Origin of the sequence: Ectothiorhodospira shaposhnikovii (genome assembly GCF_047222355.1) — a bacterium.
Lineage (GTDB): Bacteria > Pseudomonadota > Gammaproteobacteria > Ectothiorhodospirales > Ectothiorhodospiraceae > Ectothiorhodospira.
Genome location: NZ_CP178333.1, coordinates 2290727 through 2310831, shown reverse-complemented (window position 1 = coordinate 2310831; position 20105 = coordinate 2290727). Strand labels below are relative to the sequence as shown.

The 20105-nt window shown below is 63.3% G+C and carries 18 protein-coding genes; 10 read left to right on the top strand and 8 right to left on the bottom strand.

The window, feature by feature from the left end:
• Positions 1–32: 32 nt before the first annotated feature.
• Positions 33–923, top strand: coding sequence for a protease HtpX (htpX, locus tag ACLF6L_RS10480; protein WP_238616051.1), 891 nt, complete (start codon positions 33–35; stop codon positions 921–923).
• Between the two features lie 43 nt (positions 924–966).
• On the opposite strand, the gene ACLF6L_RS10475 is transcribed toward htpX, so the two are convergent.
• The 3 genes from ACLF6L_RS10475 to epmB form a co-directional block, all read right to left on the bottom strand.
• On the bottom strand, positions 967–3066 hold the full coding sequence (locus tag ACLF6L_RS10475) for a GGDEF domain-containing response regulator (RefSeq protein ID WP_238616052.1): 2100 nt from the start codon (positions 3064–3066) through the stop codon (positions 967–969).
• A 235-nt stretch (positions 3067–3301) separates the two neighbouring features.
• Positions 3302–5065, bottom strand: coding sequence for a hypothetical protein (locus ACLF6L_RS10470; protein WP_238616053.1), 1764 nt, complete (start codon positions 5063–5065; stop codon positions 3302–3304).
• Positions 5066–5166: 101 nt separating this feature from the next.
• Positions 5167–6207, bottom strand: a complete 1041-nt coding sequence (epmB, locus tag ACLF6L_RS10465) for an EF-P beta-lysylation protein EpmB (protein WP_238616054.1) — start codon at positions 6205–6207, stop codon at positions 5167–5169.
• Positions 6208–6348: 141 nt separating this feature from the next.
• Here epmB and efp point away from each other — a divergent pair, with 141 nt between their 5' ends.
• Entirely contained in the window at positions 6349–6912 is a 564-nt protein-coding gene (efp, locus tag ACLF6L_RS10460; RefSeq protein ID WP_008931599.1) for an elongation factor P, read from the top strand.
• 26 nt (positions 6913–6938) lie between these two features.
• Positions 6939–7859, top strand: a complete 921-nt coding sequence (gene epmA, locus ACLF6L_RS10455; protein WP_412852783.1) for an EF-P lysine aminoacylase EpmA — start codon at positions 6939–6941, stop codon at positions 7857–7859.
• A 20-nt stretch (positions 7860–7879) separates the two neighbouring features.
• Here epmA and ACLF6L_RS10450 read toward each other — a convergent pair whose 3' ends face one another.
• Positions 7880–9514 carry an alpha-D-glucose phosphate-specific phosphoglucomutase gene (locus ACLF6L_RS10450; protein WP_238616146.1) on the bottom strand — a complete coding sequence of 545 codons (1635 nt, stop codon included), beginning with the start codon at positions 9512–9514 and terminating at the stop codon, positions 7880–7882.
• A gap of 125 nt (positions 9515–9639) precedes the next feature.
• On the opposite strand from ACLF6L_RS10450, the gene ACLF6L_RS10445 reads away from it, so the two are divergent.
• The 4 genes from ACLF6L_RS10445 (at position 9640) to iscU (ending at position 12384) form a co-directional block, all read left to right on the top strand.
• A complete protein-coding gene (locus tag ACLF6L_RS10445; protein ID WP_238616055.1) occupies positions 9640–10116 on the top strand; it encodes a DUF1249 domain-containing protein in 477 nt (158 codons plus the stop codon).
• Positions 10117–10205: 89 nt separating this feature from the next.
• Positions 10206–10691: an Rrf2 family transcriptional regulator gene (locus ACLF6L_RS10440; protein ID WP_412851645.1), complete on the top strand. Its 486-nt coding sequence runs from the start codon at positions 10206–10208 to the stop codon at positions 10689–10691.
• Between the two features lie 10 nt (positions 10692–10701).
• Positions 10702–11922, top strand: coding sequence for an IscS subfamily cysteine desulfurase (locus ACLF6L_RS10435; RefSeq protein ID WP_238616056.1), 1221 nt, complete (start codon positions 10702–10704; stop codon positions 11920–11922).
• Between the two features lie 36 nt (positions 11923–11958).
• Positions 11959–12384, top strand: coding sequence for a Fe-S cluster assembly scaffold IscU (gene iscU / locus ACLF6L_RS10430; RefSeq protein ID WP_238616057.1), 426 nt, complete (start codon positions 11959–11961; stop codon positions 12382–12384).
• A 105-nt stretch (positions 12385–12489) separates the two neighbouring features.
• On the opposite strand, the gene ACLF6L_RS10425 is transcribed toward iscU, so the two are convergent.
• From ACLF6L_RS10425 to ACLF6L_RS10410, 4 genes are read right to left on the bottom strand one after another with little or no spacing between them, the layout of a single operon-like run.
• Positions 12490–14478: a DUF3488 and DUF4129 domain-containing transglutaminase family protein gene (locus ACLF6L_RS10425; RefSeq protein WP_412851644.1), complete on the bottom strand. Its 1989-nt coding sequence runs from the start codon at positions 14476–14478 to the stop codon at positions 12490–12492.
• On the bottom strand, positions 14475–15464 hold the full coding sequence (locus ACLF6L_RS10420; RefSeq protein ID WP_238616059.1) for a DUF58 domain-containing protein: 990 nt from the start codon (positions 15462–15464) through the stop codon (positions 14475–14477). The genes ACLF6L_RS10425 and ACLF6L_RS10420 overlap by 4 nt, the downstream gene beginning before the upstream one ends.
• Positions 15464–16405 (bottom strand): AAA family ATPase, encoded by a 942-nt coding sequence (locus ACLF6L_RS10415; protein ID WP_412851643.1) that lies wholly within the window; start codon positions 16403–16405, stop codon positions 15464–15466. The genes ACLF6L_RS10420 and ACLF6L_RS10415 overlap by 1 nt, the downstream gene beginning before the upstream one ends.
• Before the next feature lie 38 nt (positions 16406–16443).
• Positions 16444–17040, bottom strand: coding sequence for a GNAT family N-acetyltransferase (locus tag ACLF6L_RS10410; RefSeq protein WP_238616061.1), 597 nt, complete (start codon positions 17038–17040; stop codon positions 16444–16446).
• A 137-nt stretch (positions 17041–17177) separates the two neighbouring features.
• Here ACLF6L_RS10410 and ACLF6L_RS10405 point away from each other — a divergent pair, with 137 nt between their 5' ends.
• Genes ACLF6L_RS10405 through ACLF6L_RS10395 form a run of 3 tightly spaced genes read left to right on the top strand, consistent with a single transcriptional unit; the run spans position 17178 to position 20103 of the window.
• Entirely contained in the window at positions 17178–18323 is a 1146-nt protein-coding gene (locus ACLF6L_RS10405; RefSeq protein ID WP_238616062.1) for an ABC transporter permease, read from the top strand.
• Positions 18323–19099, top strand: coding sequence for an ABC transporter ATP-binding protein (locus ACLF6L_RS10400; RefSeq protein WP_238616063.1), 777 nt, complete (start codon positions 18323–18325; stop codon positions 19097–19099). Before ACLF6L_RS10405 ends, ACLF6L_RS10400 begins: the two co-directional genes overlap by 1 nt.
• On the top strand, positions 19096–20103 hold the full coding sequence (locus ACLF6L_RS10395; protein WP_238616064.1) for an MlaD family protein: 1008 nt from the start codon (positions 19096–19098) through the stop codon (positions 20101–20103). Before ACLF6L_RS10400 ends, ACLF6L_RS10395 begins: the two co-directional genes overlap by 4 nt.
• Positions 20104–20105: the final 2 nt, after the last annotated feature.

The window sequence follows — 20105 nt, the reverse complement described above, 5'->3', positions numbered from 1 at the left end:
ACAAACCCCAACCTTCAGATCATGGAGACAGCATGAAGCGCATCGCCCTGTTCCTGGCCACTAACCTGGCCATCATCGTGGTGTTAAGCATCACCCTGCGGATTCTGGGAGTGGAGCGCATCCTGGATGAATCAGGGACCAACCTGAACCTGAGCAACCTGCTGGTCTTCGCCGCCGTCTTCGGCTTTGGCGGCTCCTTCATCTCCCTGGCCATTTCCAAGTGGATGGCCAAGAAGACCATGAACGTGCAGGTCATCGAGCAGCCCGGCAACGAGACCGAGCGTTGGCTGGTGGACACCGTGCGCCGTCAGGCCCAGCAGGCCGGTATCGGTATGCCGGAAGTGGGCATCTTCGATTCACCGGACCCCAACGCCTTTGCCACCGGCATGAGCAAGAACAATGCCCTGGTGGCCGTGAGCACCGGCCTCATGCACAACATGAACCGGGATGAAGTGGAGGCCGTGCTGGGACACGAAGTGGCCCATGTGGCCAACGGCGACATGGTCACCCTGGCCCTGATTCAGGGAGTGATCAACACCTTCGTGATCTTCCTGGCCCGCGTCATCGGTCACTTGGTGGACCGGGTGGTGTTCAAGAACGAGGAAGGCCATGGCCCGGCCTTCTGGGTGACCACCATCGTGGCGGAAATCATCCTGGCCATCCTGGCCTCCATCATCGTCATGTGGTTCTCCCGTCAGCGGGAATTCCGTGCCGACGAAGGGGGTGCCAAACTGGCCGGCCGCGAGAAGATGATCGCCGCCCTGGAGCGCCTGCGTGCCGCCCAGGGGCAGCCCAGCCAGATGCCCGATCAGATGCGTGCCTTCGGTATTCGGGGTGGCATGGGTGACGGCATCAAGAAGCTGTTCATGACCCACCCGCCGTTGGAAGAGCGCATCATGGCCCTCAAGGCCGGCGGCCGCTGATCTTCAGTGCCCTCCCTTCTCCCCTTGGGGGAGAAGGGCAGGGTCACCCCATGGACGAGAAGTCGTATTCCAGGGCACCGGAGGGCGCCTGCAGGAAATTCCCCTGAATGAAGTTCACGCCCAGGCCCCAGAGCACCGAGAGTGTGGCGGCGTCTTCCACCTGCTGGGCAATGATCATCTTGCCCTGGGTATGGCCTGTGTTCGTGAGGTGCTTGAGCACTTCCTGGTCTTCGTGACTTTTGACCAGGTTGCGGGTATAGGAGGCATCCACCTTCAGGTAATCCACCGGAATGTGCTGCAGTATCTGGAAGGGGTTGATTCCGACGCCGAAGTCGTCCAGAACGAACTGGCAGTGAATGCTCTTGAGCGACTTGACCAGATCCCGGGCCTGTTTGAGATGAGCGATCACGGTGGCCACCTTGATCTGGAACACCACGCATTCGGCCGGGATGCGGTGCTCCTTGAGCCGCTCGGCAATCCAGGGAACCATGCCCGGGTCGTGGAGGGTGCCGCCGGTGATCTTGATGAAAAATACCGTGTCATGTCCGGCTTTGCGCCGTGCCGCGAGAGTCACGAGAGCCTGTTCGATGACCCATTGATCCAGCTGCCGTGCCAGATCGGTACGTTCCGCGCTGGGCATGAAGTGACTGGGGCTGATGGCCTCGCCCCCCTCGTTGAGAAGTCGCATGAAGACTTCGTAGCGTTCCCCGGCCTCGCCGTGGAGGCTGATGAGAGGTTGGAACAGCAGAATCAGTCGGTTGCCCTTCATCGCCTCATGGATGCGCCTGGACCAGGTCTCATCCAGTTGCTTCTGGGTCATCTCCCCTTCCTTGGGCTGATAGATGATCGTCCGGTTGCCGCCCGATGCCGCCGCCTCCTCGCAGGCCTTGTGTGATCGGGACAGCAGTTCATCGATATCGGGTGCATTTTCGTCGATCTGCACGGCCCCGATGGAGGCGGTGATGCTGATGGAGCGCCCTTCCACTTCGCAGATGTGTTCTGATATCCGGCTGAGCAGATCCCGGGTGAACTGCAGGATGTCCTGCATTTCCCAGTGTTGACTGAGGATGCCGTAGGCCTGCCCTTCAAGTCGGGCCACGATATCGGATTGGCCGCAGGCCTCTTCCAGTAGTTTGCCCAGGTCGCTGAGCACCAGATCCGCGCCGGCCACACCCACCAGTTCCCTGATGTTGCTGAACTGGTCAACGGCCAGTTCGATCAGCGTGGCATTGGACTTGCCCTGGGTGGCCTGTCCCAGGGACTTTTGCAGGCACTCCAGAAAATACTGCCGATTGTAAAGGCCGGTGATCAGGTCGCGCTGCGACAGATAGTTGAGCTTCTTTTCCAGTTCCCGGGTGTTTCCGCCCGCCTCGGACCGGATGAGTATCTGAATGCAGGGTTCGCCGTCGACGATGGCACTGCTGAATTCCATGTCTGCCGAAAAGCTTTCTCCGGAAATGGACTTGAGTTGCAGTTCCTGGGTCTGGGTGGTGGTGTCGGCGGGCACGTCCTCGGTCTGGCTGTGGTCATGCTGTCGCAGACATTCCTTCAGCTTTTGCTGGTCCTCGCGTACCACCATGTCCATGATGGGGATGCCTTCAATCTCCTCGATGTCGGCAAATCCGAACAGTCCCAGGTAGGCAGGATTGGCGTAAAGATGCATGCCCTCGTGGACATAGGCAATGGCATCCCGGGCATTGTCCAACAGCATCTTACAGCGTCGCTCCGTTTCTCTCAGCGAAGACTCCAGGGACTTCAGGGAGCGCCACTGCTGCTGAAAGGTCAGGGCTCGGGTGATCACCAGGCGCAGATGATCCAGGTGACCCTTGCGTACCATGTCGTGAGCACCGGACTCCAGGCATTCCACGACATCGGTATCGGGATTCGTGGCCACGGCGACCACGGGGGCATGACGCCCCATCTGGCGACTGGCCTGAATGACTTTTTCAAGGGAGAGGGAAGGGTGCCCGAGGGTACAGACAATGACATCCGGGGGGTGCTGCTTCAGCTTGGCCAGCAGGTCTTCTTCGTCTTCTGCGCGCTCGGGTCTGACGGCCAGGCCGGCGGACTTGAGCGTGCTCACCATCATCTCGGCGTCGTTTAGGTTGTCATCAATGATCAGTAGGCGTAGAAGGTTGTCCATTCGGTGCCTGGCCTGAGTGCGCGGGATGGGGCCGGGCTGGGTGCCGGCGGAGGTCACTGGCCTCGATTATATAGACAAGCGCCCCGATATCGCCAATCAGGGATGTGGCCCCGAAGGGTCCGGATGTCCTCGGGCAAGGGCAGGCAATACCACTGGATATTCTTGTCAGGTCATGCCCCAGCAGGTGGGAATCCGGTCACGGACGGGAAATTCCGGACTCCCGCTTCAATATTTTCTAGATACTGGACCAGATCGCCGGGCTCGCCAACGTCGGGTCGCTGTCTTCGCGGTCTTGAGGCAAGTCTTTGAGGGGTTCATAGGCGAACTGTTCGAAGCGGCTGGAGTGCGCCAGCTTGCGGGTAAGCCTTACGGACAGAGTGCGTCCCGCCAAAATCACGGCCACTTCGTCATCGACCTGGAAGGCACCGGCGGGACAGAACAGGCTGGTGGCCTGTTGCAGTACCTGAATGGTGGGGGACATGAGTCCCTCCAGCGGTTGCCCATGGGCCAGCCGCCGCTTGGCGCGTCTTAACATGATCGGCAGACTGCGCGGGGCCAGAATCTGAACCCCGATTTCCAGACCGGTTGCGGGATGAAACATCATCCAGCGCACGATGCCCAGTTGCCAGCCGGCCCCGGCGCCCTCATGGCTGCTGCGCAGGCCGACCAGCTCTCCCACCTGGACACGTCCTGCCTGAGGTTGCTCCCAACGCAGGCGAAAACCGCCGGCACTGCTATCCACCAGCTGCCATGCCTGCGGGGTCGGAGTCTCAGGACTCGGCGGCGCGGTTCCGTTGTCCGGGAGGGTGGTGCTGGTTACCAGATTGCCCTTGGCAATGCTGTCCCAGGCGGAAGATCCCAGGTCTTTGGGCATGTCAGCCAGATAACGTACCGAGATGCCCATCTCCATGGAGCGGAGGTTGTAATCGATCTCTTGCAGCGACAATTGGGTCAAGTCCGTGTCCGTGGAGCGCTTGCCCAGGTCGGCATCGACCTTCCGGGTGATGCAATGATGGATGTCGGCCAGGCCGGTGGTCACATCGATCCGACCGGCGCGTCCGGTGCGGTTGAAACGCCGCCGAGCCGTGTTCGTCCAAGCAATCAGGGCTCTGTGGATCAGGTCGTTGTCCAGTGGCCGGCTGTTTTCCTGACGCACCAGGTCGCGGAGTTGACGAATCAGTGGCGCGATCCGCAGGAACCGGCTGGTTGCCGTGTTGTCCAGTTCATCCGGTGTGATGTAGTCCGGCGCGCGGTCGCTGCGCAGATCGATCCGGTAGAGCATGCCGGCATGATCGGGCAGGGCGTCCGATCCGATATGGCAGGTTGCACAATGGGCTTCCAGATGGCGATGCAGCCGGTCCGATTCACCTTGACGCAGGGTCAGTGGAGCGGCCAGGGCCAGAAGGGCCGCTTGCAGGTAGGCCTGAGCGGGGGTGCGCTGTTTCGACTGCTCGTCCGTCAGTTCCTGGTGCAGAATGCCATGATATTCCGCATCGGCCAGGAGTTCATGCATGGCCTGCCAGGTTCCCGGTGGGGCGGGCAGATACAGGCGTGCGGCGTGTCTCTGCTGGGCTCCCAGCATGTTCAGACCCTGGTAGATGGCCGTCGTCAGCTGTCTGGTGGAGAGTCCTGTTTTCTTGATGCCCCTTAAATCCCTGAGAACCCGCAGATAGCCGGTGCTGGTTTCCGCCAGCAGTTCTCCCGCGATATGGGCAATTTGAAGGCCTCGCGGCGGCAGGGGAAGGGAGCGATTGATGAAGTGGCGTCCCAGGTGATCCTGCACCATGAGCAGGGAGGGATGCAGGAGTTCCATGATCTCAAGACGCTCTGCCGGGGGCAGTGATCGTCCGTTCAGTGCTTGGAGCGCCTGCAGCAATCTGCGGGTTGTCTCCCCCATGTCCGCCATGGGCAGCGCCTTCAGCCAGCGTTTGACCTTCCTTGGTTGTAAAGGGAGGGCATCATCGCCTTGAAGCTGCACCATGGGGGTTCCGACCAGCATCTCGTTTCACTCTCTGAGGGGGCCTATGTCTCGGCCTTGAGACTGGTTTTCTGTGATGGGGTTCACTATTTTAACGTCTATAGACCTTATTTTTCCAGTTTTCAAACCGCGGAATCACTCACGGTTTGAAACGTGCGAACCAGAGGGGTCTTGCTGTCCCGCCCGGAGATGTCCTGGACCAGGCGCGGTATCAGGTAACCGGGAAGCTGCCGGTTCAGATGGTCCAGGATGGCCAGGGCCCGCTCCTCGGTGACGGCAAAGTGTGCGGCACCTTGCACTGGATCCAGCATGTGCAGGTAATAGGGCTGCACGCCGCTGTCGAACAGGGCATGACTGAGTGCCGCCAAGGTGTCCGGGTCATCATTGATGCCCTTGAGCAGGACGGTCTGGTTGAACAGACGTACGCCGGCCAGTTCCAGGCGTTCCATGGCCGCCCGGGTGGTACCGTCCAGTTCACGGGCGTGATTGGCATGGATGACCATGATCGGGCGCAGGCGGGTGCCGGTCAGCCAGCTCAGCAGCGCATCGTCGATCCGCTCAGGCAGCACCACCGGCAGGCGGCTGTGCAGGCGCAGGGTGCGCAGATGGGGAATGCCGGCCAGATCCGAAACCATCGCCGCCAGCTTGTCATCGCTCAGGGTCAGCGGATCGCCGCCGCTCAGGATCACCTCGCGTACCTCTTCATGGGCGCGCAGATAGCAGAGTATCCGTGGCCAGGCTTCCCGGATGGCGGAGGCGTCCCGATAGGGAAAATGCTGCCGGAAGCAGTAACGGCAATGGATGGCGCAGGCGCCGGAGGTGACCAGCAGCACTCGACCATGATACTTGTGCAACAGCCCCGGGATCGGCATCGACTCCAGATCTCCCACTGGATCACACTGAAAGCCGGGGATTTCCAGGCATTCCTCGGCCAGGGGCAGGACCTGTCGCAACAAGGGATCCGCGGGATCTCCGGGGGTCATGCGCCCCAGGTAACCCAGGGGTACCCGCACCCGGAAGCGTTCCGCGGCCTTCAGGGCGGCGGGCAGCAGGGCCGGGTCCAGCCCCAGGCGCTTGAGCAGATCTTCCGGATCGGTCACGGCCTGGGCAAGGGCGCGTTGCCAATCCGCCGACTGACGGTGGACATTTAATCGCGTTATCATAGGCGGATTTTTCAGGGTGGATCGTGGCAGGCCAGCCCATTGTGCCGGTTTTGACCGACTGTTTGCCAGATTCCCCGCCCACCCGGGATTGTCCCTGTTGGAAACCCCTTCGAGCCCTGCTCGATCCGGAGATGCATCGTTATGGCAATGTACAGTACCAATGAATTCAAGAGCGGGCTCAAGATTCTGCTGGATGGTGATCCGTACGCCATCGTGGAAAACGAGTTCGTCAAGCCCGGCAAGGGGCAGGCCTTCAATCGCGTGAAGATGCGCAACCTCAAGACCGGTCGCGTGCTGGACAAGACCTTCAAGTCCGGCGACTCGGTGGAAGCTGCCGACGTGATGGACACGGACATGCAATACCTCTACGCCGACGGCGAGTTCTGGCACTTCATGATGCCGGAGAGTTTCGAGCAGTATGCCGCCAACGAGGCAGCGGTCATTGATGCCATGAAGTGGCTCAAGGAGCAGGACATGTGCACCGTGACCCTGTGGAACAACGTACCCCTGTCGGTCAGCCCGCCCAATTTCGTGGAATTGAAGATTACCCAGTGTGATCCGGGCATCCGCGGCGACACCGCCACCGGCGGCACCAAGCCGGCCACGCTGGAGACCGGGGCCGTGGTCAAGGTGCCCCTGTTCGTGAACGAAGGGGACGTGATCCGCGTGGATACCCGCACCGGCGACTACGTCTCCCGCGCGTGAGTTGGTTTCCCTCCGCCGCTCCGGCGATGTTGCGTCGTCGGGCGGATCTGCTTCGGTCGATCCGCCACTTTTTCCATGCGCGGGGGGTGCTGGAAGTGGAAACCCCCTGCCTGTCCCGGGCGGGGGCCACGGATCCCGCCATCGAGAGCCTGACCGTGACCCTGCCGGAGGCTACCCTCTGGCTGCATACCTCCCCTGAGTTTCCCATGAAGCGCCTGTTGGCCGCCGGGTCGGGGGATATCTATCAGATTGCTCGGGTCTTTCGTGCCGGGGAAGCCGGTCGCTCTCACAATCCGGAATTCACCCTGTTGGAATGGTATCGGGTCGGGTTCGACCACCATCGGCTGATGGCTGAAGTCGATGATCTGGTGCGTGGTCTGGCCGGTGACCGGCTATCCCGTCCGACCATCTGGCTGAGTTACCGGCAGGCCATGCTCGATCATGCCGGTATCGATCCCCTGCATGCCGATGTCGGGGAACTGGCCGACAGGGCGCGGGCGCTCGGGCTGGATGTGCGGGGTGAACTGGATCGGGATGGCTGGCTGGACCTGATCATGTCCATGGTGGTGGCACCCGCGCTACCCGCGGATGGTCTGACTTTCATCCATGATTATCCTGCCAGCCAGGCCGCGCTGGCCCGGATCTGTCCGGAGAATCCGGCGGTGGCCGAGCGCTTCGAGCTGTATTGGGGTGGGGTGGAACTGGCCAACGGTTTTCATGAGTTGGGGGATGCGGTGGAGCAGGGCGCCCGTTTCGAGGCGGACAACCGCCGCCGCCGGGCCGCCGGGCAAGCGGCGGTGGCGGTGGACCATCATCTTCTGGCGGCCCTGGCCGAGGGTTTGCCGGACTGCGCCGGCGTGGCCCTGGGCGTGGACCGGTTGCTCATGTGCCTGAGTGGTTGCGACCACATCCGGCAGGTGCTGGCCTTTGACTGGGAGCGGGCCTGAAAACAGGGCCTTTTGTCTCTTCAGGTGATCACCGTTGGCGCCTCGCGCCCGGTATGTTCCCGGATGCCCGCCACCTCGTGGGCAATGGCAATCAGCGGCGCCAGCGCCGACTGGGTCTCCAGTGCGTGCCGTTGCGGATCCGGCTCATACCGTTCCACGTAGAGCCGCAGCGTCGCCCCCGCCGTACCCGTGCCCGACAGTCGGAACACCAGCCGTGAACCGCCCTCGAACAGGATGCGAACCCCCTGTCCCTGACTGATGGACCCGTCAATGGGGTCTTCATAGGCGAAGTCATCCGCCAGGCTCACGGTGTGGTCACCCAGGCGTTTGCCGGTCAGGCCCGGCAAACGGTCCCGCAACCGGTTCATCAGGGTTTCCGCCCGCTGGGCGTCCACCTCTTCGAAGTCATGGCGGGTGTAATAATTGCGTCCGAACTGACGCCAGTGGGACTTGACGATGTTTTCCACCGATTCGTGGCGCACCGCCAGCAGGTTGAGCCAGAACAGCACCGCCCACAGCCCGTCCTTTTCCCGTACATGGTCGGAACCGGTGCCAAAACTCTCCTCGCCGCAGAGGGTGACCCGGCCGGCATCCAGCAGGTTGCCGAAGAACTTCCAGCCGGTGGGGGTCTCGAAGCACTCAATGCCCAAATGCTCCGCCACCCGGTCCGCCGCCTGGCTGGTGGGCATGGAGCGGGCAATGCCGACAATGCCGCCGCGGTAGCCGGGAACATGGTGGGCATTGGCCGCGAGAACCGCCAGACTGTCGCTGGGCGTGACGAAGAAGCGACGCCCCAGGATCATGTTGCGATCCCCGTCCCCATCGGAGGCGGCACCGAAATCGGGGCCGGTGCGCCCGTTCATGGCCTCCACCAGATCGTGCGCATGGACCAGGTTGGGGTCCGGGTGGTGGCCGCCGAAATCCGCCAGCGGCTCGGCCCGCATCACCGTGCCCGGAGGGGCACCGAGCATGTCTTCCAGGATGCGCCGGGCATAGGGGCCGGTCACCGCGTGCATGGCATCAAAACGCATGCGGAAGGGAACGCTGTTGAACAGGGCGCGCATGCGATCAAAGTCGAACAGGTTCTGCATCAGTGCCGCGTAATCCTGCACCGGATCCACCACGGCAATCTCCATGGTGCCCAGTTTGCTGGTGCCCAGGTGATCGATGTCCACGTGCTGGATATCGGCAATCCGGTACTCGCTCAGCGTCAGGGTGGCGGCGTGGATCTCATTGGTGACCTTTTCCGGTGCCGGTCCCCCGTTGGGCGTATTGAACTTGATGCCGAAGTCGGCATGGGGGCCGCCGGGGTTATGGCTGGCAGAGAGGATGAGTCCACCCTGGGTGCGGTAGCGTCGGATCAGACAGGAGGCCGCCGGGGTGGAGAGGATCCCGCCGAGTCCCACGATGACCTTGGCCACTCCGTGAGCCGCCGCCATGCGCAGGATGATCTGGATGGCTTCCCGGTTGAAGTAGCGGCCATCACCGCCCAGCACCAGGGTGCCGCCCTTGAGCGCAGTCTGGGTGTTGAAGACGGCCTGGACGAAGTTTTCCAGATAATGGGGCTGCTGAAAGACGCGTACCTGCTTGCGCAGGCCGGAAGTGCCCGGTTTCTGGTCTTTGAAGGGGGTGGTGGCAACCAGGTTGATGTTCATGGGCTCGCGGCGGTGAGTGGCTTGAGTCATTGAAGTTACCAAATACGCGGTCATCTGTCCCGATCGGGCATGGAGGGTCTCGGCTCGATGGCTTTCCCAGTGTTCTCCTTGGTAATATGCCGCCCATGTTGATCGAGGCTCGCAAACCCGCCTATCTGGACCCCAGGCCCCGCAGTTTTGCGGCGTTGATGGACCTGTATGAGGCCAATTACATCCGCCTGCGCCGACTCTCTCCCGAACTGAGATCACAGCAGGGTGCGCTGGTTTCCCGGGTGGCGGGGGCCATGGACCTGCATCTGGAGGTGATCGAGTGTTGCCCCTACACCACCACCCTGATACTGACCTATCACTTTGAAGGCGACGAGGGACGGCATCGTCGCAAGAGCCCCAATCTGCATCTGCGGGTCTATCATGACGCCCGTCAGGTGGAAGTGATGGGGTGTGCCTGCCGTCGCTCCGGCGAGGAAGTCAGTCTGGGCGATCATCCGGACTGGCAGGCCCTGGAGCACCGCTGGCGTTTCAACCGCTTTCTCTATAAATGGCTCGGCTATTGCCTGCATCAGGGCCATCGGTTTGAGGGCGCCGCCGCAAAAAATTCTTGACTCCCCAGCTTGGTTTTGTGAGACTGCCTCTAAACCTGACTTAGCAAGTCGGGAATTGTGAAGCCTGACAACCGAGGAAGGGGGCGTCCATGAAACTGTCAACCAAGAGTCGATACGCGGTGACCGCCATGCTGGACCTGGCCATCCACGATGGGATCGGCCCTGTCACCCTGGCGGATATTTCCCAGACCCAGGGGATTTCCCTGTCCTACCTGGAACAGCTCTTCGCCAAGCTGCGCAAGCATGGTCTGGTGGAGGGGGTGCGGGGTCCCGGCGGCGGCTATCGCCTGGCGCAGCCCGCCGACGAGATCACCGTGGCGAGCATCATCATAGCGGTGGACGAAAACGTGAAGATGACCCGTTGCCTGGGTACCGGTGACTGCCACGACGGGCAGCGTTGCCTGACTCACCAGCTTTGGGATGAACTCAGTCAGCAACTGTTTGCGTTCCTGGACGGGATCACCCTGGACCAGTTCGCCAACCGTCCCGAGGTTCAGCAGATCGCCCGGCGCCAGGAACAGCAGCATCCTCGCCATGCCCACCAGCATTTCATTTTCCGTCGCTCCGCCGCCTGAGGAGATCCCCATGTCATCGAGAAGGCCCATCTACCTGGATTATGCCGCCACCACGCCGGTCGACGAGCGGGTGGCGGAAACGATGTTCCGGTTCATGACCGTGGGCGGTGCCTTCGGCAACCCCGCTTCCCGCTCCCACAGTTTCGGCTGGGAAGCGGAAAAGGCGGTGGAAGAGGCCCGGGAGCAGGTGGCCGCTCTGGTGGGGGCCGATCCCCGGGAGATCGTCTGGACCAGCGGTGCCACCGAGGCGGACAACCTGGCCATCAAGGGGGCGGCCCATTTCTACCAGAAGAAGGGACGTCATATCGTCACCGTCAAGACCGAGCACAAGGCGGTGCTCGACACCTGCCGTCAACTGGAACGGGAAGGGTTCGAAGTCACCTACCTGGACCCGGAGCCCAGCGGCCTGCTGGACATGGCCAAGCTGGAGGCGGCCCTGCGTGACGACACGGTGCTGGTTTCCGTGATGCACGTGAACAACGAGATCGGCGTGATCCAGGATATCGAGGCCATCGGCAACCTGACCCGATCCCGCGGTGTCCTGTTCCATGTGGATGCCGCCCAGTCCACCGGCAAGGTGCCTCTGGATCTGTCGAAACTGCCCGTGGATCTGATGAGTTTTTCGGCTCACAAGACCTATGGCCCCAAGGGCGTGGGCGCCCTGTACGTGAGTCGCAAGCCCCGGGTGCGGATTGAGGCCCAGATGCACGGAGGCGGCCATGAGCGCGGCATGCGGTCAGGCACCCTGGCGCCCCATCAGATCATCGGCATGGGCGAGGCCTTTCGCATCGCCCGCGAGGAGATGGGGGCGGAGAACGAGCGCCTGCGCATGCTGCGGGACCGGCTCTGGGAAGGCCTGTCCGGCATGGACGAGGTTTATCTCAATGGTGACCTGGAGCGACGGGTGGCCGGCAATCTCAATGTCTCCTTCAACTTCGTGGAAGGGGAGAGCCTGATCATGGCCCTCAAGGACATCGCCGTCTCCTCCGGTTCCGCCTGCACCAGCGCCAGTCTGGAGCCCTCCTACGTGCTGCGTGCCCTGGGGCGGGATGATGAGCTGGCCCACAGTTCCATCCGCTTCTCCGTGGGCCGCTATACCACCGTGGAGGACATCGATCACACCATCGCCCTGGTCAAATCGGCGGTGGAGAAGCTGCGCGAGCTGTCCCCCCTCTGGGAAATGCACCAGGAAGGGGTGGATCTCAAGACCGTGGAGTGGGTGGCCCACTGAGCCACCCGGGACAACCCATTCGAGAGGTAATCGAACATGGCCTACAGCGACAAAGTCATCGACCACTACGAAAACCCCCGCAACGTGGGCTCCCTGGACAAGGCAGACCCCCACGTGGGCACCGGCATGGTGGGCGCACCGGCCTGTGGTGACGTGATGAAACTGCAGATCCGGGTCAACGATGCCGGCGTCATCGAGGACGCCAGGTTCAAGACCTACGGTTGCGGTTCCGCCATTGCCAGCTCCAGCCTGCTCACCGAGTGGGTGAAAGGGAAAACCCTGGAGGAGGCCGGCGCCATCAAGAATACCCAGATTGCCGAGGAACTGGCCCTGCCGCCGGTGAAAATCCACTGTTCGGTCCTGGCCGAGGACGCCATCAAGGCCGCGATCGCGGATTTTCGCAAGAAGTCGGTCCAGGGCCATCCCGGCGATCATGAGGAACCCCAACGACTGTCGGCATAACCCGCCGGCATCCCCCCGACAAAGCCCGGCTCACAGGGACGTGGGCTTGTCTGCTTCCCTCCCCATTGGGCTTTGTACCCGCCGGCAACGGCGGGTTTTTTTCGATCAGGGATTGATTCGCCGCAACAGCCCGCGCAGTTGCCCGAAACGTTCCGGGTCGGGACCGGCACCGTAGCGCAGGGCCACGTATTCCCGGGTGAAGGCCGCCACCGGTTCCGCCAGATCCGGGCGTTCCCGGGCGATGCGTCGGGCAAAGTCCATGGGCGGTTCATGGGGGGCGCGGGTCAGTCCGGCCCGGGCCAGACGACGGCAGAAACGCCGATAGACCACGGCCAGCGGATCGGCGACCGGCAGGCGATTGCGCCACAGGAACACGGCCGCGAACACCAGCACCACCGCGCCGATGAGTACCACCATCAGGGTGATCATCCCGCGCCAGTCCAGGCGTCCCAGACCCAGCCGCTCCAGCAGTTCCTCCTGTCGCTCGGGACCGAAGGCCAGCACCCAGCCGCTCCAGTAGTAGTCGATGCTGTCGCGCCATAGCTCCCACTGCAGCCTCACCATGCCCCAGTCCAGGCTGCGACGGATAAAGTCCGGGGCGCCCAGATCCCCCGACAGGGCGATCCGGATCCCTTGTTCGATGCGTTCCGGAGCGACCGCGGCGGTGGGGTCTACCCGTACCCAGCCCCGGCCTTCCAGCCAGACCTCGGCCCAGGCATGGGCATCGGACTGACGCACCAGCAGGTAATTGCCCAGGCGGTTGTATTCGCCGCCCTGGTAACCGGTGACCACCCGTGTCGGGATGCCGGCGGCCCGCATCAGCACCACGAAGGCGCTGGCATAGTGTTCGCAGAAACCGGCCCGGGCCTCGAACAGGAACTGATCCACCGGGTCCCGCTCCAGTCTGGGGGGAGACAGGGTGTAGAAGAAGGGTTCTTCGTTGAAGTGCCGCAAGGCGGCCTGGATCAGGGTGTCGTCTTCTTCATGTTGTGCCCGCCAGGCCTGCGCCAGTGCCTGCGCCCGTGGGGCCGCGCGAGCCGGCAGGCTCAGTGCCTGGCGGCGACGTGCCTCGGACAGTTCCGGTTCCAGGATCAGATCCGTCCGCGAGGCCAGGCTGTACTGCACCAGGCGCCGTACCGGGCGGTCGGCCACCAGATAGTGATCCTCGGTCATGCGGGCATCGGGCGGCACGGCGACGGGGACATCCAGGGCCAGCAGCCAGCGGCGTTCGTGGGGTTCCAGATTAAGGGTGTAGGTCACCATGCCATCGGTATCCGGCAGCAGGGGCAGGGCGTCGATGTCCGTCTCCCGGCCCGCCCGCCAGGTGCGCCCGTCGAAATGGGCGAATACCGGCCCGCGCCAGTACCGCTGTGCCGGCGCGGGCGGCTCGTCGGTGAATGAAACCCGGAAAGCGGGGGCGTCGGACTGCAGTAATTCACTGATGGAACCGGGGGACATGCTGTCGGACAGGCCGGTCACGCCGGTGGTGCTGTCCTGGGGCATGCCCCAGAGGGGGCCGGGCAGACGGGGAAAGAGCAGGAACAGGATGATCATCACCGGCACCGCCTGGCCCAGCATCAGACCGGCCAGGCCGAAGGACTCCCTTGCCGGTTGTACCCCTTCACCGGCATTGAGCCTGACCAGGGCGGCGGTGGTGGCGAACACCGCCACCAGCATGTAGAGGGCGACCGGGATCTCCTGGGAGTAGAAGAAGTTGGTGATGATGACGAAATAGCCCAGGAACACCACCAGCATGGCATCCCGGTAGGTGCGGGTTTCCAGCAGTTTCAGGCCTGTCATCAGGACCAGCAGGGCCACGCCGGCGTCGCGGCCGAAGAGGGTGCCGTAGCGACCCAGGACCAGGCCGGTCATGAGTATGGTGAGCAGCACCAGTATCCAGCGGGAGGGCATGGGCAGTCGGCCCAGATGGACGCCGCCGCGCCAGGCCAGGGCCAGGACCGTGGTCAGCACCACCCACACGGGTTGATTGAACAGGTGGGGCACGATGGCCACGCCGATGGCGGCGATCACCCACAGCAGGGCGCTGGAACGGGCCGGTAGCCGGTCTTCCAGCCTCATGGGTGCGACGCTCATGGACAGGCGTCCGCCGGCAGGGCGAAGCAGGCCAGGTATTCCAGGCAGCGTCGCTGATGGGCCTCGCCCGTGTCCGGCTCCAGCTCCAGGCCGGGCATGCGCAGGCCGAAGCGTAGCCCCTGAGCCTGGGCCTGAAGGACCTGGTGACACATCATGGACAGCCGGATCTCCAGATCGCCTGCCGGCAACTGGTCCCAGTCCAGCCAGACCTGCCCGCCGCTCACCTCGCCGAACTGCTTGATGTAAAGATCACCGGTACGGGCCAGGGCCTTCCAGTCCAGATGGCGGGGGGAGTCTCCCGGCTGATAGCCCCGGACACCGGCAAACTCCTCTCCGGCGGGATCGGTCCGTTCCCGGCTTTCGCCTTCATCCTGCCCGGCAAAGGGGGGCGCCTGATCCATGGGTAGGGGCTTGGGGTAGACCAGCACGGATTCATCGAAATGCAGCCAGGACCAGGCCCGGAACAGTCCCATGGGATAGCGGCCATGGAGTCGCAGGCGACCGGGTCGCAACACGCCCCGGCGCCGGGCGGGCAGGTCCAGGGTGACCTGGGTTTCATCCCGGGCGCCGACATCAAAGGGCACCGGTGTGCCATCCAGGGTCTCCAGTAGCAGGCCGCGACGGGTCACCCGACTGGGGTTTTCCACGGTGTAGACGAATTGGGCGGTCTGGCCGGCAAAGACCGGCTGAGCCGGTCGGCGCGTGACCCGCAGCCCCAGCAGGTTTCTGTGGGTATGCCACATGGCATTGGCGCCCAGGGCCGCCAGCAGGAAGGTCAGCATGAAGGCCATGCTGTTGCTGTAATTGATGGCCCCCAGCAACATCACCAGGAGGATCAGGGCAAAGGTGTAGCCCTGACGGGTGGGCAGGATGTAGATGCAGCGCCGGTGCAGCCGCAGGGTCCGTCCTTCCGGCAGTTGGCGCCGGGTGATCCAGGCGATGGCCCGTTCCCTCAGCCGCCGACGATCCAGGACCAGGGCCTTCATCACGGGACCGGAACGGCCTCGATCAGACGCCGGGTGACTTGTTCCGGTGCCAGGCCGGGGGATTCGCTCAGGTGCAGTCGATGCCCGGCCACCGGTGGTAGGACCGCCTGGATGTCTTCCGGCAGGACATGATCCCGATGGTCCACCAGGGCCCAGGCCTGGGCGGCGCGCAGCAGTGCCAGCACCGCCCGTGGTGATAAACCCATCCGGTACACCCCCGGTCGACGGGTATGGGCGACGATGGCCTGCAGGTAGTCCAGCAGGGCATCGGAGACATGAACCTGCGTGACTTGTCGCTGCAGCGCCAGCAGGGCAGGGGCATCCACCTGGGCGGGGAGTTCCTCCACCAGCTCACGGCGGTCCCGCCCCCGCAGCAGTGCACGTTCTGCCGCCGCGTCCGGATAACCCAGATGGATGCGCATCAGGAAGCGGTCCATCTGGGATTCGGGCAGGGGGAAGGTGCCGATCTGTTCCTGGGGATTCTGGGTGGCGATGACGAAGAACGGCTCCGGCAGACGCCGGGTGGTGCCTTCGATGGTGACCTGCTGTTCCTCCATGGCCTCCAGCAGGGCGCTTTGGGATTTGGGCGTGGCGCGGTTGATCTCGTCCGCCAGCACCAGTTGGGAAAAGACCGGACCGGGATGGAACTCGAAGCGCTTGCGCTCCGTGCTGAACACCGAGACGCCGAGGATGTCCGCCGGCAGTAGATCGCTGGTGAACTGAATGCGTTGGAATTGCAGCCCCAGGGTGCGGGCCAGGGCATGGGCCAGGGTGGTCTTGCCGACCCCCGGCAGGTCTTCCACCAGTAGGTGACCCCGTGCCAGCAGGCAGGCCAGGGCCAGTCGGATGGGGCCGGGTTTGCCGAAAATGACCGTGTTCAACTGCGCCAGGATGGCATCGATGCGGGCCGCCATCGCAGTATCGGGCAGGGTCTTGTTCATGGGCGGCTCCGGCCCTCCGTGATCGGTTGTGAACCCTGCTAGAGGGACTTGACCCAGAAGACCATGCTCTTTTCCGATTCCCTTGGCTGATCCAGATCCTTCCAGGAAAAGAGGGTGGTGAGGCTGGGTTGCTTGCGATAACCCCGTTTTTTCCAGAACTCATCCAGCGGTGTGTAGTCGGAAGGACGGCGGGGGTCGTCTTTCGGCCGATAGACGGCGCAGAAGGTGGCGTGGGTGAAACCGCCCAGGGATCTGGCATGGGCCTCCCGTTCCTGGAAGAATCTCACCCCCAGCCCCTGACCCCGGTATTCGGGCAGCAGCACGGATTCCCCCAGATAGAAGACCCGCGCCGGATCGTAGCCGTGCTGACGCAGGGGGCGGATCACGTTCTCCGGCTCGTGCGCCAGGGGCAGGGCGGTGGAGGCGCCGACGATCCTGTCGCCGTCACGGACCAGCACCACGACGCTTTTGGGGGAGGCCGTGTAGGTGGCCAGGTAGTTCTCCTCGTACTCCGGGTCGCCGTCATAGAGATAGGGATAGGCGCGGAAGACGTTGATCCTGAGCCGGGCCAGCTCGGCTAGCCAGGGGGTGGCCTGTGGACCCGCCAGGCGTTCGATGTGCAGGGTACTGGACATGACGATCCCGGGTGTTCTGTCAAAAAATAATTGGACTGTCCCCGTGCGAGGGGGTTCATCGTCGCTTTCTTCTCCTGTTCAGTCTGGCAATATGGAGCGACATGTTCAATGGTTTGCCATGGAGTTCGCGTGTTCCCGTGGGTAAAAAGACATCCGTGAATGAAGGCGGCGCACAACTGAAGGTCTCACCCGGCCCGGCGGGTGAGTGTATCCTCGAGCTGTCCGGCCGCCTGGACGCCTATACGATAGGCCCGCTCTGGCCCCGGGCCGGACGCATGCTGGAGGATCATGTCGATACGCCGGTGCGGGTGGATCTGGCGGCGGTCGACTACTGCGACGGCGCCGGCGTGGCCCTGTTGCTGGATCTGCTGCGTCAGACCCGGGCACCGGGGGCAGAGGTGGCGCTGGTGAATGTGCCAACCAAGGTGGCGCAACTGCTGGAGCCCTTCGATGCCAGGGCCTTGAGCGGTACCCCGGAGGCGCGTCGCGCGCCCGGACTGGGCCGGCGCCTGGGTGACGGGGTCCATGACCTGGGGCGCGATCTGTATAACCACGTGGTGTTTGTGGGCGAGGCCGCGGCCGCCCTGGCCCATGGCCTGGCCCACCCCTCCCGCGTGCGCTGGAAGGACGCCCTGCGCATTGCCCAGGAAGCCGGGGTCAATGCCCTGCCCATCGTCGCCCTGATTGCCTTTCTCATGGGGGTGATCCTGGCGTTTCAGTCCGCCGTGGCGATGAAACAGTTTGGTGCCGAGATCTTCGTCGCCAACCTGGTGGCCCTGTCCCTGTTCCGGGAGCTGGGTCCGTTGATGACGGCGATCCTGCTGGCGGGCCGTTCCGCTTCCGCCTTTGCCGCCGAGATCGGTACCATGAAGGTCAACGAGGAACTCAATGCCCTGACCACCATGGGACTGGATCCGGTCCGTTTCCTGGTGGTGACCCGGGTCATGGCGGCGGTGATCATCGCGCCTTTGTTGACCATCTTTGCGGACCTGGTGGGGCTGATGGGGGGGGCCATGGTGATGATGACTTTCGACGTGCCCCTGGTGGCGTTCATGAACCAGGTCAGTCAGGCGGTGTCGCCGGGAGACTTCCTGGGCGGCCTGTTCAAGGCCACCGTGTTCGGCCTGGTCATCGCCGGCGTGGGCTGTCTGCGCGGCCTGGAAACCCGCACCGGTGCCTCCGCCGTGGGGATTTCCACCACCCGGGCGGTGGTCAGCGCGATTATCCTGATCGTGGTTCTGGACGGTCTGTTTGCCGTGATCTTCTTCCATCTGGGTATCTGATGCAGCCCGACTCTCAATCGCCACCGCCGATCATCCAGGTACGGGACCTCACTCTGGGGTTCGGCGGTACGCCGCTGCTGGCGCATCTGTCCTTCGACATTGCGCCGGGCGAGATCTTCGTCATCCTGGGTGGTTCCGGCTGCGGCAAGAGCACCCTGCTCAAGCATATGATCGGACTCTACGAGCCCATGGCCGGGGAGGTGGTCATCGGCGGCGAGGTCTTTACCGGGACCGAGGGCCAGGCCCGTCGGGATATCCTGCGACGTTTCGGTGTCATGTACCAGATGGGGGCCCTGTTCGGCTCCATGACCTTGCTGGAAAACGTGCGCCTGCCCCTGGAGGAGTTCACCGACCTGCCCGACGAAGCCATGGATCTGGTGGCCCGCCTCAAGCTGCAGCTGGTGGGACTGGCCGGGTTCGAACAGCACATGCCGGCGGAGATTTCCGGCGGGATGCAAAAACGCGCGGCCATCGCCCGGGCCATGGCGCTGGACCCGGACATCCTGTTTCTGGACGAGCCCTCCGCCGGTCTGGATCCCATCACCTCGGCCGAACTGGATCAGTTGATCCTGCGCCTGAGCCGCATCCTGGGCATCACCTTCGTGGTGGTGACCCACGAATTGCCCAGCATCTTCACCATTGCCGACCGGGTGATCATGCTGGACAAGGAAACCCGGGGTATCCTGGCACAGGGCGATCCCGCCCATCTACGGGACCACAGTGAACACCCGTGGGTGCGTCGTTTCTTCAACCGTGAAGCCACGGAGGCATCGTGAGTAGTCGTGCCGGTTATTTTCGTCTGGGGTTGTTCATCGTCGGTGCCTTTGCCGCTACCGTCGTGATCCTGCTGGCGCTGGGTGTGGGCGCGCTGTTGCGGCCCAAGTTGATGATGGAAACCTATTTCGACGGCTCCATCCAGGGGCTGGACGTGGGGGCGCCCATCAAGCTGCGCGGGGTCACCATCGGCGAGGTGAGTCAGATCAGCTTCACCTATGCCCATTACCAGAAAGAGCTGCCTGTCGCCGACCGTGCCCAGTATGTGATGGTCAGGGGTTGGTTGCGTCCGGATCTGCTCAGTGCGCCCATGAGGGAGGCGGATATCAAGGATGAGCTGGCGCTGTTCGTGGAACGGGGGTTGCGGGTACGCATGACCAGCCAGGGAGTGACCGGGATCAACTTTCTGGAACTGGATTTCTTCGATGCGGACACCTTCACCCCGGTGGTCATCGACTGGACCCCGGAGTACCTGTACATCCCCTCCGCCCCCAGCACCATGACCCAGTTCCTGCAGTATGCGGACAATATCATGCGCCGGGTGGACAGGATGGACGTGGAGTCCATCCTGTCCAACATCGAGCGTTTCACCATCAACCTGAACGAGATCGTGGAGGGCGTGGACGCCAAGCAGCTCATGAGTGAACTGGCCGGCAGCCTGGAGCAGACCCACGATATCCTCAAGCGGGTGCAGCGCCTGGCGGACTCACCCCAATTGGCCAGGATTCCGGAAGACCTGGGGGCAACGGCACAGAATCTCCGGCGCTTGTCGGAGTCCCCCGAGATCCGCCAGTCGTTGGAAGGCCTGACCCGCTCCCTGGATCAGCTCAAGGGCACCGTGGGACGTGCCGACGACCTGATCGCCGGTCATGAGCAGGACATTGCCGCTTCGCTGGACAACCTGCGGGCCATGACCGACAACCTGCGTGCCCTCACCGAGGATCTGCGCCGCCATCCGGGGGCGATCCTGAATCGTCCCCCTGAACCCGCCGAACTGTCCCGATGATC